Here is a 14778-nt window from a genome sequence, read left to right as displayed (position 1 = left end):
CTGCCCCATGAGCTTTGAAACCCCGGGCCCGGTCGAGGCCCAGCTGCGCGACGCGATCAGCCCGATTGAAGAGATCATCGAAGAGGCGCGCAAAGGCCGGATGTATATTCTGGTCGATCACGAGGATCGCGAAAACGAAGGCGATTTGGTGATTGCCGCTGAGTTCGCCGATGCCGACGCGATCAACTTCATGGCCACCCATGGGCGCGGGCTGATCTGTCTGCCGATGACGGCGGAACGGATCGACAATCTGGGCCTGCCGATGATGGCGGTGAACAATTCATCGCGTCACGAGACCGCCTTCACCGTATCGATTGAAGCGCGCGAGGGCGTTTCGACGGGTATCTCTGCCGCAGACAGGGCGCTGACCGTGGCCACCGCGATCAACGAACAGAATACGATGGCCCATATCGCCACCCCCGGCCACATCTTCCCGCTGCGGGCCAAGCGGGGTGGGGTTCTGGTGCGCGCAGGCCATACCGAGGCTGCCGTTGATATCTCGCGCCTGGCAGGGTTGAACCCGTCGGGTGTGATCTGTGAGATCATGAAGGCCGATGGAACCATGGCGCGTCTGCCGGATCTGGTCGAATTCACCAAAGAGCATGACATGAAGATCGGTACGATCAGTGACCTGATTGCGTACCGCTCGCGCAACGATAACCTCGTGGTCGAAACCTCACGCGAGACCGTCACTTCGGAATATGGTGGCGAATGGGAAATGCGCCTGTTCACCGATCAGCTGCACGGCATCGAGCATGTCGTCATGATCAAGGGTGACATCACCACGCCAGAGCCGGTTCTGACCCGCACTCACGCCCTGCATGAAGCACCGGATATTCTGGGCCTCGGCCCCAAATCTTCGCGCGAATTGCCGCGTGCGATGGAGAAGATTGCGGAAGAGGGTCGGGGGGTCGTCTGCCTGTTCCGCCAGCCGCGCAACTCGCTCTATGCGGTCGAGGATGAAGGTCCACGCACCATCAAGCAAACGGGTCTCGGTTCTCAGATCCTATCCAAGCTGGGCGTTCAGGAATTGGTTCTACTGACAGATTCACCTGAAACCGTATATCTGGGGCTCGACGCGTTTGGCCTGTCCATCGTCGGCACCCGCTCGATCCTGAAGGAAGACTGATCATGGCTGCTCAAGACGAACATGGCATCTTGCCGACACCCAAATTTGACAAGCCGGTGAAACTGCTGATCGTGGCGGCCCCGTTCTACCGCGCCATCGCCGACAACCTGATCGCAGGTGCTAAGGCCGAAATCGAAGCGGCTGGCGGGACCTGCGAAGTTGTCGAGGTTCCCGGTGCGCTGGAAATACCCACGGCCATCGCCATGGCCGATCGCCAGTGCAATTATGACGGCTATGTCGCGCTGGGTTGCGTCATTCGGGGCGAGACCACGCATTATGAAACGGTCTGCAACGACTCCAGCCGCGCCATTCAGTTGATTGGTCTTCAAGGCCTGCTGATCGGCAACGGTATCCTGACGGTCGAGAATGACGAACAGGCCGAGGTCCGTGCCAACCCCGAAAAGATGAATAAAGGCGGCGGCGCGGCTGCTGCGGCCTTGCATCTGATCGCACTCAGCCGTAAGTGGGGCTCTTCCAAAAAGGGCGTGGGCTTCAAGCCGCCGTCCGAGTCCATCCTTGTGGCGGGCGACAGCAACGGACCCACGACAGCATGACCCAGACAGACGCGCCGAAACCGGCCAACCAGAAACGCCTGATGAGATCTGCCGCCCGGCTTTATGCCGTGCAGGCGCTGTTCCAGATGGAGCAATCGGGGCAGACAACCGAAGCTGTCGTGAATGAGTTTCTGGATCACCGGTTTGGTGCCGTCTATCAGGGCGAGGAAATGCTGGACGGCGACATCAGCCTGTTCCGGTCGCTGGTCGACAATGCGGTGAACTATCAAGCGCCAATTGATCAGATGACGGACCGTGCCTTGGTTGCGAAATGGCCTATTGCTCGGATTGACCCGACCTTGCGGGCGCTGTTCCGCGCGGCAGGTGCCGAGCTGGCCCAAAGCGATACGCCGCCCAAAGTGGTCATCACTGAATTCGTGGACGTGGCGCGCGCTTTCTTCCCGGAAGGCAAAGAGCCCAAATTCGTCAACGCCGTGCTGGATCACATGGCACGCGAGGCCCAGCCCGAGGCGTTCTGACGCCTTTACCGCAGCCTCACAGGCGCTAGACTCAGGTCAATAGCGCAAGGAGATCTGCCATGCCTAAATTGATCCGTCTCTATATCACGCAGGTTGTCTGGGGATTTGTCATCTCGGCGGTGTTTGTCGGGGTGCTGCTGGTCTTCAACGTGGCCAATCTGCGCAGCCTGATGATCGGCTCGGATGTCGGCCTGATCGCGTTGCTGATGATCTGGTTCATGAACGGGATCGTCTTTGCCGGGGTTCAGTTTGGCTACAAGATCATGAGCATGGCCGAAAAACCCAAAGGTCCGCGCGGCGGCAAACCGGTTTTACAAGACTTGAATCCAGTTGCGATCAAGCAAGAGGCGCGTGTTTCACGCTAATTTTGATGCCAGGCTGTATCACCCCGAGCGTCTCATTGGCTTTCTGGCATATCGCGAGATGGTTTTACCGACGTTGACTATTGCTGCTTTAATGCAGATGCAGCCGCTGTCACGTTTGTATGCGGTTGATCTTAGCCTATCGCGGATATTCAGAATGGCGTAGCTGGGGCTTTGGTTTGAACATACTCCTTCAATATCGCGCTTTGAATAACCTGCTAAAAGGAAGGAGCTTTGATCATCTTGCCCAAGCGACTAATTTGAGGACATGGCCTCAGTAGCACAACTAACCGACTGGATGATTACCGAAGGACGCCGCTCTGGCGACCCCGTGAAAGTGGTCTCTCATTTCTGTTCGGCTTTGATTGAGGAAGGCGTTCCGCTCTGGCGGGTCAATATCGGTCAGCGTTTCGCCAATCCGTTACTCATAGCATGGGGGGTCGTTTGGACGCCTGACGGGACCGACAGCTACGACGTAACTCATGAAACGATGTTGACAGAAGGGTATGTCGGCAGCTCATTTGAATACATTCTGGAGCACAGAAAACCGCTTCACAAAAGCCTGCGACAACTTGATTCAAAGACCGAGCATTCATCGTATCTTGAATTCGCTGGGTTGGGTGGCACAGACTACTATGCCACCTTGATGTATTATGGCGATGGATCTTTGCACGGCTGTACATTTGTTACGCAATACCCCGACGGTTTTTCATCGCGACATCTGGAATTGATTGAGGCAGCACTGCCTGCTCTGTCGTCTGCTTTGGAACCTGTCACAATGCGCAAGTCAGCCAAGGGGCTGCTACGAACTTATCTTGGTGATGGGCCCTCTGATGCGGTTTGGAATGGGCGGATCAAGCGGGGCGAACGTACGACAGTTGATGCAGTCGTCATGTTTTCTGATTTGCGAGGTTTCACGGCCCTTTCAGAAGCCGCACCCGAGGCAGATGTCTTTGACGCGCTGAGCGGTTACTTTGATCTGGTTGTGCAATCTGTAGAAGAGAACGGCGGCGATGTTCTCAAGTTTATGGGTGACGGGATTCTCTCCATCTTCACCATCGCATCTCCAACTGATTACAACGACCGGTGCCGAAAGGCTGCGCATGCCGCACAAAGTGTATTGGCCGGTTTGACGACCCTTAACCGTCGGCGTGATGAGGCGCAAAAGCCGTCTTTGGATGTTGGGATCGGGATCAACGTTGGGCAAGTCAGCTATGGCAATATCGGCAGTCCTGGAAGACTTGATTTCACGGTTCTCGGGGGCGCAGTGAATGTCGCCAGTCGCATAGAAGGTCTAACCAAATCCATCGGCCACAGAGTGCTGGTAACATCAGCGATTGCTAGCGCGTCGCCTAATCTGTTTTTGCCTTGTGGGTTTCACGAAGTTCGCGGACTTGTTGATCCAATCGAATTGTTTTCTCTCATCGAAGGATAGCTTTGAACCAGTTTGCATGAATGTTCCTAGGAGCCAGGGAATGGGCGCTTAGGTTCAGCTGGAAGACTTGTCCACTACGCCAGCATTGCATTTGGAAGAGTTGGATTATCAGGCGGACTTATTTGATCTGCATGACCTCCAGGCGCACAGAGACCGAGGTTGGTGATACTTTGAACCAACTTGAGGATGCGGCGGGACCACCAGTCAACCGTGCGGTTTGATTCCCGAGGACCTGTATGTACAGGTGGGCGCCAGGTAATCAGGCCAGGACCTGAACAGAGCCAGCCCCCTCGGAATTGCTTAAGGCCACCAGAATGCTACCAGTCACAAGAAGGGCAGAACCCGCCAAGCGCTTAGTTAGGGCGTCGGGCGGGTTCGTACAAGGGGTTTGTGGACAGATCAGGCGTCGACCGGCTCGTGCAGGGCGGTGCGCATCTTGCCGAAATGCTCGTCCCAGCCATTGTCCAGCGCCAGGATCAGGCCAAAGGCCTCGGCGGTTTGGGGCAGGCCTTCATGTAGCAAGCTCAGCCGTGTGCCGCCCGCAACGGGTGTCAACGTCCATTTGACTACGCTGACAGCATCACCCATCGGTTTGACGGTGAACGTGTATTCCAGATATTCTGGCGCGCGCGCTTCCCGGACTTCACCCCAGATCAGCAGATCGCCACTGGTGGTTCCAAACATCTCCAGCTTTTGGCCTTTGGCCAGTTTGCGTTCGGGTTTGTGAAACCATTCGGCTAGCCGCTCGGGCTCGGTCAGATAGGCCCAGACCGTGTCCGGCTCGGCCCGCAGGAAAATGGATTTTTGCAACACAGCATTACTCATTTGTCTTTCCTTTCAATTGCTTCTTTAAGAGAGCTAAGGCGATCATCCCAGAACTGGTCAAAATAGCTGAACCAGTCCAAAACAGGCGCCATGCCCTGTGGTTCTATTCGGTTGATGCGTTCCCGGCCGCGGGTCTCCACTGTGATCAAGCCGCCATCGGACAGGACCGTCAGGTGCTTTTTGACGGCGGCCCGGGTCATGTCGAACCGGTCGGTCAGCTGACCGATTGTCATGTCTTCAGACGCCAGCAATTTGACAATGTCTCGACGGGTTGGATCGGCCAGCGCACGAAACGCGTTTTGAGTTAAGTTCTCCATGGTAGCCTCATAAATAGTACCTTTCGGTATCGTATTAATTGAATACCAAAAGGTATCATGTCAAGCCCGGATCTGTGCTTTACATTTGTTCACTGATTGTTCACATTTTTCTCATGACCTTGGATTTGCAACCCGGACAGAAACTCGCACGCGGCGTCGCGCGGCACCTTACGGCGCATGGGTTTGTTTCTGTTGAGGAATTTGTGCCAGCCCGTGGCTTGCGGGTTGATGTTATGGGACTTGGCCCCAAAGGTGAGCTCTGGGTGATCGAGTGCAAGTCCAGCCGCGCCGATTATCAGTCAGACGCGAAGTGGCAGGGGTATCTGGAGTGGTGTGATCGATTCTTTTGGGCTGTCGATACCGATTTCCCGACCGAGTTACTGCCGCAGGAAACCGGTCTGATCATTGCCGACGCCTACGATGCCGAGATCATTCGAATGGCGCCCGAGGACAAACTGGCCCCGGCGCGGCGTAAGAAGATGATCCAGAAATTTGCAACTGATGCGGCACGGCGTCTGCACATGCTGCGTGATCCGCGACTTTAGAAAGGCTCAGGTTCCGACGGCGCGAGCGGCTTGCGCTGCGGCGCGAATTTCTTCGGCGATTTCTTCGGCTTCTTCCGGGTCGAAATCCATAGGGACTTCGAGGCCATCAGCCTCGATGAACAGACGTACCATACCGTGATCGGTTGGACCGATCTGCAAGTTGGCCTGAATGTCGCGTTCGGTATTGATACCCATACTCGCCTCCGGGACTGAGCGTTTGTGCTAGCGCGCAAAGGGTTGAGAATCAAGCCGCGTTTGCGGTCAGATAGGGTATGAAAGAAGTAGTTCTCAGATCGTTTCAGGCCGATGATGCGCCCTGGCTGGTCGAACGGCACGGCACGCTTTATGCACGTGATGAAGGGTTCGACGACAGTTTTGCTCCGTTGGTGGCAGGCATCCTTCGAGAGTTCATTGCAGATCATGATCCATCCTGCGAATGCGGCTGGATCGCTGAGCGCGCAGGTGAAAGGCTGGGCAGTATCTTCTGTGTCAGGCTGGACGCACAGACTGCGAAACTGCGGCTGTTCCTGTTGGTGCCCGATGCGCGCGGGTTGGGGTTGGGCAAGCGGCTTCTGGAGACCTGTATGGGCTTTGCCAAGCAGGCCGGATACCAGCAAATGCAGCTATGGACCCATGAAAGCCACCGCGCGGCTTGTGCGTTGTATCGGGCCAATGGATGGCAGCTTACGGGCAGCAAACCGGTGCATTCTTTTGGGGTCGATCTTGTCGAACAAAGCTGGAGAATTCAGCTTTAATCCTCTTGCAATCCCCGGACGCGTTCGGTACATCGCCCTTCACGAGTGCCGCCTTAGCTCAGTTGGTTAGAGCGCTGGATTGTGGATCCAGAGGTCCCCTGTTCAAGCCAGGGAGGCGGTACCAAATCCCCAACATAGCAAGCGAATAGGTGCGCAATTGTGGCGTGATGAAACCTGTTTGATCTGCTGAACGTCGCGCGCGGGATCAGCGGGCAAGGTTCAGTCTGAATTTCATCTTGCTTTGTCTTGCGGCGGGCAAATGGCGATTCAGGCGCTTGTTCATCTGTCCAAAGACCCACACGATAACAAGGGTCAACAGGATGAAATAAAAGGCCAAAATCGGGTAGGGCACAAACGGGTTGAAGGTTTTATCGGCAAAATAGCTGGCATAGTACAAGGCGTCTCCGCGTTGCTGCCAGGCCGGGAAGGCCGAGAAAAAGACCAGTGTTGTGGACTGGAAAACAAAGATCGCTTCGTTTGTGTAGGCGGGCCAGGCCAACCGCAACATGGTCGGCCAGACGATGCGGCGGAACCGCGCCCAGCCGGACATGCCATAGGCATCGGCAGCCTCAAGATCGCCCTTGGGGATCGAGCGCAGCGCGCCATAGAATATCTCACCCGAATAGGCGGAGGTGTTCAGGAACAATACGATCAGCGCCCCCAGCCAAGCCGAGGTGAACGCGTCGAACATGGGATAGGGTTTCTTCAGCGACAGGAAGAAAAAATAGGCAAAGAAGAATTGGATGAACAGCGGCGAGCCGCGGAACAGGAAGATGAACCACTCGGACGGTTTGCGCAGCCATTTGTTGGGCGATGCTTTTCCAACCGCCAGTGCGGTGGCCAGAAAGAAACCCGTGACCATTGCCATGATGCCGAAATAGATATTCCAGATCATACCTGAACCGATCAGGGTGAAATGCTCGCACAGGGTAAAGTCAGTTTTAGGCAGAAGCCGTTCGCCATAGCCCAGAGACCGCAGGCCGTAATCCTGAATGGTTTGCAAGCAGCTCATGCCGTGGTCTCCTTGCGCAGAAGCTCTCCGCCCGAAGTGGCCTGACCGTGCGACAAGCGGCGCATCAGTTTCTCCAGCCCGATCTCGGACACACGGGTCATGCCGAGGTAAAAGACCAGCAGGGCCAGGAAGTACCACATGCGCCAGTCGCCATGGGGGTAGTCGGTGAAGCGCGATGTCTTGGTGCCGCCCAGTTCGCGGGCCCAATAGACGATGTCTTCGACTCCCAGCAGGAACAGCAGTGGCGTGGCCTTGATCAGAACCATCCAGAGGTTTGACAGGCCAGGCAGGGCGTAAACCCACATTTGCGGCACAAGGATGCGCCAAAAGGTCTGGCTACGGGTCATGCCATAGGCCTCGGCCGTTTCCAGCTGGGCATGTGGCACGGCGCGCATTCCGCCGAACAGGACATTGGCAGCGAAAGCGCCGAACACGATAGAGAATGTGATCACTGCAAGGAAAAAGCCGTAGGTCTCGTGCACCCATTCTGGGGAGGTCCCAAGCGGCAGCTTGGCGGCCTGACACACCAGAAAGTCGTTGCCCTGACGGATCGGATCGGTCCAGTCGGGGCAGAGGATCTTGTGGCGGATCCATTCAAACCCCTGATCCAGAGCGATGACGAAGAACAGGAAAAAGGCAATGTCGGGCACGCCGCGTACAATCGCGATATAAGCCTTGCCCAGCCAACTAAGGGGCGGAAAGTGCGACCGCGCGGCCATCGCGCCTGCAAAGCCAAAGCCGAGCGCAACGGGCGCAGTCACGGCCAACAAGGCCAGAACCTTGATGAAAGACAGGTAGAACGACCAGTGGACGCCGTTGGTCAAATAGCACGAGAACCAGCGGAACGTGCCCAGCGTGTCAGGATCAGCGCAGTAGGAGAACATAAGGCGTCTTTCGAACGTCTGGTCCGGCAAGGCCGGAACGGGCCCGGCGCAAGGACGCCGGGCCGGGACAGGTCAGTATCAGTTGGTGACGACCGAACCGTCAGCGCCGTATGTGGCGGTGCCTTCACCGAACCACTTGATCAGCATCTCGTTAAGCGTGCCGTCAGCTTTCATCGACGTGATGGCTTCGTCGAACTTGCCGCGCAATTCACCGTCGCTTTCACGCAGGCCCATGCCGACACCTCCGCCCAGCGGAACCGGATCGCCGACAAAGACCAGCTCACCGCCCGATTCTTCGACCAGCGGCACCAGATAGTCGCGGTCGGCCAGAACAGCATCGGCTTCGCCGTTGCGGACGGCTGCGATGGTTTCTTCCGGGGTCGCGAATTCAACCAGAGTCGCGCCGGTTTCGGCGACGTGGCCTGCCTGAATGGTGGCGGTTTGCGCAGCAACAACACCGCCGGTCACATCGGCTGCGTCAGAGGTCGCGACATAAGCCGACGCGGTTGGTGGATAATAGTCCTGTGTAAAGTCGATGACTTCATCACGTTCGTCGGTGATCGACATGCCTGCGATGATGGTGTCGTAGTTACCCGAGACCAGGTTCGGGATGATCGAATCCCAGTCGTTCTTAACCCATTCGCATTCCAGCCCGGCACGTTTGCACAGCTCGTCGCCTACGTCCCGTTCGAACCCGTCGATCTCACCGGCATCGTTGATGAAGTTATACGGAGGGTAGGCGCCCTCGGTGCCCATGCGCACGGTATCGGCCATGGCCATCCCGGCGGTCAAAGCCAGCGCAGCAGTGGTCAGAATCAAGTTTTTCATTGGTTACTCCCCAGTTTGGTTCCGTTCTTTGAAATTATGCCGCTTTGGTAGCGGACAGAAAACCCTGAAGTCGCTTAGACTCAGGGGCGGTAAAGATGTCTTCGGGCGTGCCTTCTTCTTCGATCAGGCCTTGATGCAGGAATACGACATGGCTTGAGATATCGGCGGCCATCTGCATGTCATGGGTTACAATGATCATGGTCCGGCCTTCTGCGGCCAGGTCCTTGATCACTTTGATCACTTCCTGTTCCAGTTCGGGATCCAGGGCCGAGGTCGGCTCGTCAAACAATAGTGCTTCGGGTTCCATGCACAAACCGCGTGCGATGGCCGCACGCTGTTGCTGGCCACCGGACAGTTGTGCCGGGTAGACGTCGCATTTGTCGCCAATGCCAACCTTATCAAGATACCTGCGGGCGCTGTCTTCCACTTCGGCCTTGTCGCGGCCCAAAACAGTGACCGGAGCTTCCATGACATTTTGCAGGATGGTCATATGTGCCCAAAGGTTGAATTGCTGGAACACCATAGACAGGTTGGTCCGAATGCGCAGAACCTGCTTGGGATCTGCGGGGTGGCGGGCATGGCCTTTACCAGCCCATTGCACGGGTTCGCCTTTGAACAGAATCTCGCCCTGCTGACTGTCTTCCAGCAGGTTGCAGCAACGGAGCAGGGTTGATTTGCCCGATCCGGATGACCCGATGAGCGAAACTACATCCCCGCGCCTTGCGGTGATGTCGACACCCTTGAGCACCTCGAGATTGCCGAAGCTTTTGTGTAGGTTCTTGATCTCGATGACGGCTGTTGGGTCTGACACGAAGGATCCCGTTGTTGCTGGTATTGATGCGCTAATAGGACGGAAAATCCGGCACAATGCAATGCGCAAATCACAGAATCAGGGATCGAATCTGCCGAATTGACCAGAGGTTATTGTCAAAATGAGTAGAGACTGTGCAATCAGGCTGCAGGTGGAAGGGGCGTGGGAACGGCCAGATATTCTTCGGCGGGAATATTGATCAACCCACGGATGTGAAGGAGGCACTTGTCTTCTTCAGAAAGAGCGGTGATGGCCGTATGAACGGCATCTGCAATCTGGTCCGGGTCTTGGGTTTGCGAAGTGATGTAGGGCAGAGCGGGTGTTGGCGATGTGCGGGTAACGTCGCGCAGATACTGGCCCAGATCCGTATGCTCCTTCAACAGCGCCCATGTCAGCGCATCCAAAGCGGCAATATCTGCGTCGTGGTCGGCAACGGCCTCGGCGGACAGGGCGTGCCCGCCGGTTTGGGTAAGATCGGCAGGCTTCAAACCCAAATTTTCCAGGTGTGTGATCGGAGCAGCCCAACCAGATTGCGACAGCGCCTCGTTATAGGCGAATCGTCCCATCGCTAGGTCGGCAAGCGCGCGTGGATCGTCGCATCGCGCCACAAAGACCGAGCAATAGTGACCAGCCGGACACCCCGGTAGTCGATAGTCTGGCGTTCCGACCAGTTGAACGTGGCCATGAAGGCGGGTCCGGTAGGGCATGCCGCAGGTCTGGGCGAATACCAGATCAGGGTCTTGCCAGATCTCCCAAACATCTCGATGCCGATCCAGTTGCGCCGGGCCAAATCCAAGATGGCTGCGGATCAGTGACCAGAATCGATTATTGGCGGCCTCCAGGGCAGGCATATCATACATGCCCAGCATCGCTGTCACGATTGTGCAGCCTTTTGCCGGGCGAGAGCCGAATCCACATCGCTAACGCCCAGCAAGCTAACCACAAGCCGCAGCAGGGAATCTTCTTCGCCTGTCCGCTGCCCATCAGCCAAGGCGACCGACCACATGGCTTGCACGACGGCCAGCCGATCATCGTAGGCAACGGCCTCCTTAATGGCGCGCGTAAAGCGGACGGTATCGGGGGCCTCGGCCTCAAGATCTTCGGCACGTGCGCGCAGTCCGGCCGCTTCGAACGGCGACAGACCATAGCGTTGGGTCGAGATCTTATCGATACCCGCCATCTCGGAATCGGCATAGTCATTGTCGGACCGTGCAATTCGCACCAGCAAGGCGGTCAGCGCCAGGCGCGCGTCATCATCGGGAAGCGGGTCGGGAGCGGGCTGTGTCAGCCGGGACAGAAAATCACTAAACATGACACAGATATAGACGCGGGTTAGCTGGCTTCCAAGCGGCTTTGCACTCGTTCGCGCGCGGCCTTGCTGTCATTGAAGCTGAGGCCCATAGCGGCGCGGGCCTCTTCAACGATCTTGATCTCACCTTCGTCCGAGTCGCCATCGGCCAGCACGACCTCCCACAACGCGTCCAGCGCAGCGAGGCGTTCCTGAAGATCGGTGGTTTCTCGGATCAGCTTACCAAACGTGTCGGTTTCGGGGGCGGCGGCATGCAGTTTTTCGCAAGTAGCGCGCACTTTGGCGGCTTCGATTGCGTTATGTTCGTACAAACGTGCCAAAATCCGATCGATTAGGCTGATTTCTTCCAGCTTATAGTCCCGATCCGCCTGCGCCACGCGCACCATCAAAGCGCCCAATGCCAATTCAGCATCAGGATCGGGCAAATGCTCGGTCTGTGGCGGTCGAAACGCCTGAAAGAACTTCTTCAACATAAGGGCAGATTATCCCATATTTTGTGGCGCGCCAAGCTACGACTACCCGTCATAGCCCTGAATGATAACAAGATCGCCGTTCGATACCGGATCACGCAGGCTTTTGGCGTATTGATAGCCCTCACTTTCATAGCAGGCCAGCGCGTCTTCGTAGCTGGGAAATTCGATTACCACCGTGCGGGCGCGTGCGGCGCCTTCCTTAAGCTCTCGCGTGCCGCCACGCACCAGAAAGCGAGCGCCAAAGGCGGAGAATGCCTCACCATTTGCTGCGATATAGTCTTTGTACCTCTCCATGTCGTCCACGTCGACATGGGCCACCCAATAGCCTTTGGACATCAAAGCCTCCTACCCAGTTTCCTGGGCAAGGTGCTTAGAATTGACGAAAATAGCAATCCCGATCCGCCAGGGTATCAGTCGTAGTTGATTGCTGCGCGCGCCTGTTCTGTGAGCCACGCAATCATCTGCCGGTAGGGCACGGGCCCATAGCTGACCCGCGCGACCCCAAGCTCTGCAAGGCGCGGGGTGTCCGGCGTGCCGGGCAGGGCGATGATGTTGACGGGCAGGTCGGTTGCTTCGCAAAGTTGACCGATCATCGCCTCATCCTTCAGGCCGGGGGCAAAGAAGCCGCTTGCCCCTGCGGATTGATACGCGGCGGCACGTGCAATCGCATCGTCAAGCATGGCTGCGTCATGAGTGTCAGCCGGGGCTTTCAGGAATATATCGGTGCGGGCGTTGATATAGGCCGGAATACCAGCCCTGTCGCAGGCTTTGCGCACCGCTTCGACCCGAGAGGTTTGATCCGCAATAGGGTAAAGACCATCTCCGCCAATGATCTGATCCTCGAAGTTGAATCCGACCACGCCGCAGTCCAGCGCGCGGACAACGTTGTCGGAAATCGCTTCCGGATCAACGGCATAGCCAGATTCGAAATCCAGCGTCACGGGCAGATCAACCGCTTTGACGATGCGTCTGACATTGTCCAAGGCGGCTTCCATGGGGAAATCCTGCCCATCGGAATAGCCCCGCGCCATAGCGACCGGAGCACTGCCGGTAGCTATCGCCTGCGCTCCGGCGTCGCGCACCGCACCGGCACTGCCAGCGTCCCAGATGTTGAACAGGATGACGGGATCGCCCTTTTTGTGCAGGCTGGTAAAGGTTTCGGCGCGTTGGGATTGGGTGGTCATGGGGTTCTCCTGTCGAAGCTTGTTCAACAGTTAACCCCATGGCAGGCATTCGCTAAGCGCTTAATTGTGTCGGTACATCACTTTGCAGCGACCGCCTCAGACCAAGCGCGAGGTGTCCTTGGCTGCGCGCACAAAGTCGCGGAACAGCGGATGTGGATCGAAGGGTTTGGACTTTAGTTCAGGGTGATACTGAACCCCGATGAACCACGGGTGATCCGACCACTCAACGATCTCCGGCAGGCGCCCATCCGGCGACATGCCCGAGAAGTTCAGCCCCGCCCCTTCAAGCTGTTTGCGATATTTGATGTCCACCTCATAGCGGTGGCGATGGCGCTCCTCGATCTGAGTGCCGCCGTAAACCTCGGCCACTTTCGAGCCTTCGGCCAGAACCGCATTGTAGGCACCCAAACGCATGGTGCCGCCTTTGTCGTCGCCGACTTTACGCTCCACCTTGTGGTTGCCCTGAACCCATTCTTTCAGGTGATAAACCACGGGCTCAAAACGCTTTTTGCCAGCCTCATGGTCAAATTCTTCGGAACCGGCCTCTTTGATGCCTGCTGCATTCCGCGCGGCTTCGATCACCGCCATCTGCATGCCGAGGCAGATACCCAGATAAGGTACTTTGTGCTCGCGCGCATATTGCGCCGCCTTGATCTTGCCTTCGGTGCCACGCTCACCAAACCCGCCCGGCACGAGAATGGCGTGAAATCCTTCTAGATGGGGCGCAGCATCTTCGGTGTCGAAAATCTCGGCATCCACCCACTCGACCTTGACCTTGACCCGGTTGGCCATGCCGCCATGGGTCAGCGCCTCGGCAATCGACTTATAGGCATCTTCCAACTGGGTGTATTTGCCCACGATGGCGACCTTCACTTCGCCTTCGGCGTTGTGGATGCGGTCGCTGACGTCTTCCCACTTTGCCAAGTCCGGTTTTGGGGCGGGGCTGATCTGGAAAGCGTCCAGAACTGCCTGATCCAGACCTTCGCGGTGATACGCCAGCGGGGCGTCGTAGATTGTGGACAGGTCCTGAGCCGCTATCACGCTATCGGGGCGCACGTTACAGAACAGCGCCAGTTTCTCGCGTTCCTTGGTCGGGATCGGCCCCTCGGATCGGCAAACCAGAATGTCGGGGGCCAGACCGATTGAGCGCAGCTCTTTCACCGAGTGCTGGGTTGGTTTGGTTTTCAACTCACCCGAGGCCTTGATGTAGGGCAGCAATGTCAGGTGCATGAAAATACACTGGCCGCGCGGCTTGTCCTGGCTGAACTGACGGATGGCTTCAAAGAACGGCAGGCCTTCGATGTCACCTACGGTTCCACCGATTTCACACAGCATGAAATCAACCTCATCCTCGCCAATGGCGATGAAATCTTTGATCTCGTTGGTGACGTGGGGGATCACCTGAATGGTTTTGCCAAGGTAGTCTCCACGGCGCTCTTTCTCCAGCACGTTGGAATAAATCCGGCCCGAGCTGACCGAGTCGGTCTTGCGTGCAGCCACGCCGGTGAAGCGCTCATAGTGTCCAAGGTCCAGATCGGTTTCGGCGCCATCATCCGTGACAAAAACTTCGCCATGTTCAAAGGGCGACATCGTGCCCGGATCGACGTTCAGATAGGGGTCAAGCTTACGCAGACGCACCGAATATCCCCGAGCCTGCAACAAAGCACCCAAAGCCGCCGAAGCCAGCCCTTTGCCCAAGGATGAAACCACACCACCAGTGATGAAAATAAATCGCGCCATGTTTTTCGGCTGCTCCCGTGAGACGTCATTATCAGCTGCCCGGCGGCTCGAAAAACCGCAGCACCACGGGACTTCACATATAAAGGATTCGCGCCCATAGCGCAAGAGAACCGCAAGATGCTGTTGCAGTTCTCTT

Annotated in this window: 20 protein-coding genes and 1 tRNA gene; 8 read left to right on the top strand and 13 right to left on the bottom strand. The window is 57.0% G+C overall.

The genetic code is table 11. From position 1 onward, the window contains the following. Positions 1-7: 7 nt before the first annotated feature. From ribB to ACR0EL_RS05310, 5 genes are all read left to right on the top strand, one after another. Positions 8-1129, top strand: coding sequence for a 3,4-dihydroxy-2-butanone-4-phosphate synthase (gene ribB, locus ACR0EL_RS05330; protein ID WP_480498763.1), 1122 nt, complete (start codon positions 8-10; stop codon positions 1127-1129). Between the two features lie 2 nt (positions 1130-1131). Continuing rightward, entirely contained in the window at positions 1132-1683 is a 552-nt protein-coding gene (locus ACR0EL_RS05325; RefSeq protein ID WP_480498762.1) for a 6,7-dimethyl-8-ribityllumazine synthase, read from the top strand. Beyond that, complete coding sequence (gene nusB / locus ACR0EL_RS05320; protein ID WP_480498761.1) at positions 1680-2162, top strand: transcription antitermination factor NusB; 483 nt, start codon at positions 1680-1682, stop codon at positions 2160-2162. Before ACR0EL_RS05325 ends, nusB begins: the two co-directional genes overlap by 4 nt. A 59-nt stretch (positions 2163-2221) precedes the next feature. Next, positions 2222-2527 carry a hypothetical protein gene (locus ACR0EL_RS05315; RefSeq protein WP_480498760.1) on the top strand — a complete coding sequence of 102 codons (306 nt, stop codon included), beginning with the start codon at positions 2222-2224 and terminating at the stop codon, positions 2525-2527. A 265-nt stretch (positions 2528-2792) separates the two neighbouring features. Then, positions 2793-3959: an adenylate/guanylate cyclase domain-containing protein gene (locus tag ACR0EL_RS05310; RefSeq protein ID WP_480498759.1), complete on the top strand. Its 1167-nt coding sequence runs from the start codon at positions 2793-2795 to the stop codon at positions 3957-3959. Between the two features lie 399 nt (positions 3960-4358). On the opposite strand, the gene ACR0EL_RS05305 is transcribed toward ACR0EL_RS05310, so the two are convergent. Together ACR0EL_RS05305 and ACR0EL_RS05300 are read right to left on the bottom strand one after the other, a co-directional pair. After that, positions 4359-4784: an SRPBCC family protein gene (locus ACR0EL_RS05305; protein ID WP_480498758.1), complete on the bottom strand. Its 426-nt coding sequence runs from the start codon at positions 4782-4784 to the stop codon at positions 4359-4361. Continuing rightward, positions 4781-5101, bottom strand: a complete 321-nt coding sequence (locus ACR0EL_RS05300; RefSeq protein ID WP_480498757.1) for an ArsR/SmtB family transcription factor — start codon at positions 5099-5101, stop codon at positions 4781-4783. The genes ACR0EL_RS05305 and ACR0EL_RS05300 overlap by 4 nt, the downstream gene beginning before the upstream one ends. A gap of 113 nt (positions 5102-5214) precedes the next feature. Here ACR0EL_RS05300 and ACR0EL_RS05295 point away from each other — a divergent pair, with 113 nt between their 5' ends. Then, entirely contained in the window at positions 5215-5646 is a 432-nt protein-coding gene (locus ACR0EL_RS05295; RefSeq protein WP_170532506.1) for an MmcB family DNA repair protein, read from the top strand. 6 nt (positions 5647-5652) lie between these two features. Here the strand turns inward: ACR0EL_RS05295 and ACR0EL_RS05290 are convergent, their stop codons facing one another. Beyond that, positions 5653-5841 (bottom strand): DUF6324 family protein, encoded by a 189-nt coding sequence (locus ACR0EL_RS05290; protein ID WP_480498756.1) that lies wholly within the window; start codon positions 5839-5841, stop codon positions 5653-5655. A 77-nt stretch (positions 5842-5918) separates the two neighbouring features. On the opposite strand from ACR0EL_RS05290, the gene ACR0EL_RS05285 reads away from it, so the two are divergent. Together ACR0EL_RS05285 and ACR0EL_RS05280 are read left to right on the top strand one after the other, a co-directional pair. Further along, positions 5919-6401 (top strand): N-acetyltransferase family protein, encoded by a 483-nt coding sequence (locus ACR0EL_RS05285; protein ID WP_480498755.1) that lies wholly within the window; start codon positions 5919-5921, stop codon positions 6399-6401. Positions 6402-6448: 47 nt separating this feature from the next. Further along, positions 6449-6525 (top strand) — tRNA-His (locus ACR0EL_RS05280). Positions 6526-6606: 81 nt separating this feature from the next. Here ACR0EL_RS05280 and ACR0EL_RS05275 read toward each other — a convergent pair. The 10 genes from ACR0EL_RS05275 to ACR0EL_RS05230 all read right to left on the bottom strand — a co-directional run bounded on the left by ACR0EL_RS05275 (position 6607) and on the right by ACR0EL_RS05230 (position 14642). Next, positions 6607-7413 (bottom strand): ABC transporter permease, encoded by an 807-nt coding sequence (locus tag ACR0EL_RS05275; protein WP_353007970.1) that lies wholly within the window; start codon positions 7411-7413, stop codon positions 6607-6609. Further along, positions 7410-8297 (bottom strand): ABC transporter permease, encoded by an 888-nt coding sequence (locus ACR0EL_RS05270; protein WP_353007969.1) that lies wholly within the window; start codon positions 8295-8297, stop codon positions 7410-7412. Before ACR0EL_RS05270 ends, ACR0EL_RS05275 begins: the two co-directional genes overlap by 4 nt. 78 nt (positions 8298-8375) lie before the next feature. Next, the gene (locus ACR0EL_RS05265; RefSeq protein ID WP_170532516.1) at positions 8376-9125 is read right to left on the bottom strand and encodes a transporter substrate-binding domain-containing protein; all 750 of its coding nucleotides are present in this window, start codon (positions 9123-9125) and stop codon (positions 8376-8378) included. A gap of 34 nt (positions 9126-9159) precedes the next feature. Beyond that, positions 9160-9936: an ABC transporter ATP-binding protein gene (locus ACR0EL_RS05260; RefSeq protein WP_480498754.1), complete on the bottom strand. Its 777-nt coding sequence runs from the start codon at positions 9934-9936 to the stop codon at positions 9160-9162. Positions 9937-10076: 140 nt separating this feature from the next. Then, on the bottom strand, positions 10077-10805 hold the full coding sequence (locus ACR0EL_RS05255; RefSeq protein WP_480499004.1) for a phosphate/phosphite/phosphonate ABC transporter substrate-binding protein: 729 nt from the start codon (positions 10803-10805) through the stop codon (positions 10077-10079). 5 nt (positions 10806-10810) lie between these two features. Further along, a complete protein-coding gene (locus ACR0EL_RS05250; RefSeq protein ID WP_480498753.1) occupies positions 10811-11248 on the bottom strand; it encodes a tellurite resistance TerB family protein in 438 nt (145 codons plus the stop codon). A 20-nt stretch (positions 11249-11268) separates the two neighbouring features. Further along, positions 11269-11718: a tellurite resistance TerB family protein gene (locus ACR0EL_RS05245; RefSeq protein ID WP_170532523.1), complete on the bottom strand. Its 450-nt coding sequence runs from the start codon at positions 11716-11718 to the stop codon at positions 11269-11271. Between the two features lie 42 nt (positions 11719-11760). Continuing rightward, positions 11761-12054, bottom strand: coding sequence for a DUF1330 domain-containing protein (locus tag ACR0EL_RS05240; protein WP_480498752.1), 294 nt, complete (start codon positions 12052-12054; stop codon positions 11761-11763). 74 nt (positions 12055-12128) lie between these two features. After that, a complete protein-coding gene (locus tag ACR0EL_RS05235) occupies positions 12129-12902 on the bottom strand; it encodes an isocitrate lyase/PEP mutase family protein (RefSeq protein ID WP_480498751.1) in 774 nt (257 codons plus the stop codon). A 96-nt stretch (positions 12903-12998) separates the two neighbouring features. Further along, entirely contained in the window at positions 12999-14642 is a 1644-nt protein-coding gene (locus tag ACR0EL_RS05230) for a CTP synthase (protein ID WP_170532529.1), read from the bottom strand. Between the last annotated feature and the right edge of the window lie 136 nt (positions 14643-14778).

Source organism: Ruegeria sp. AH12 (assembly GCF_056541465.1).
This window is presented reverse-complemented; position numbering and strand designations above follow the sequence as displayed.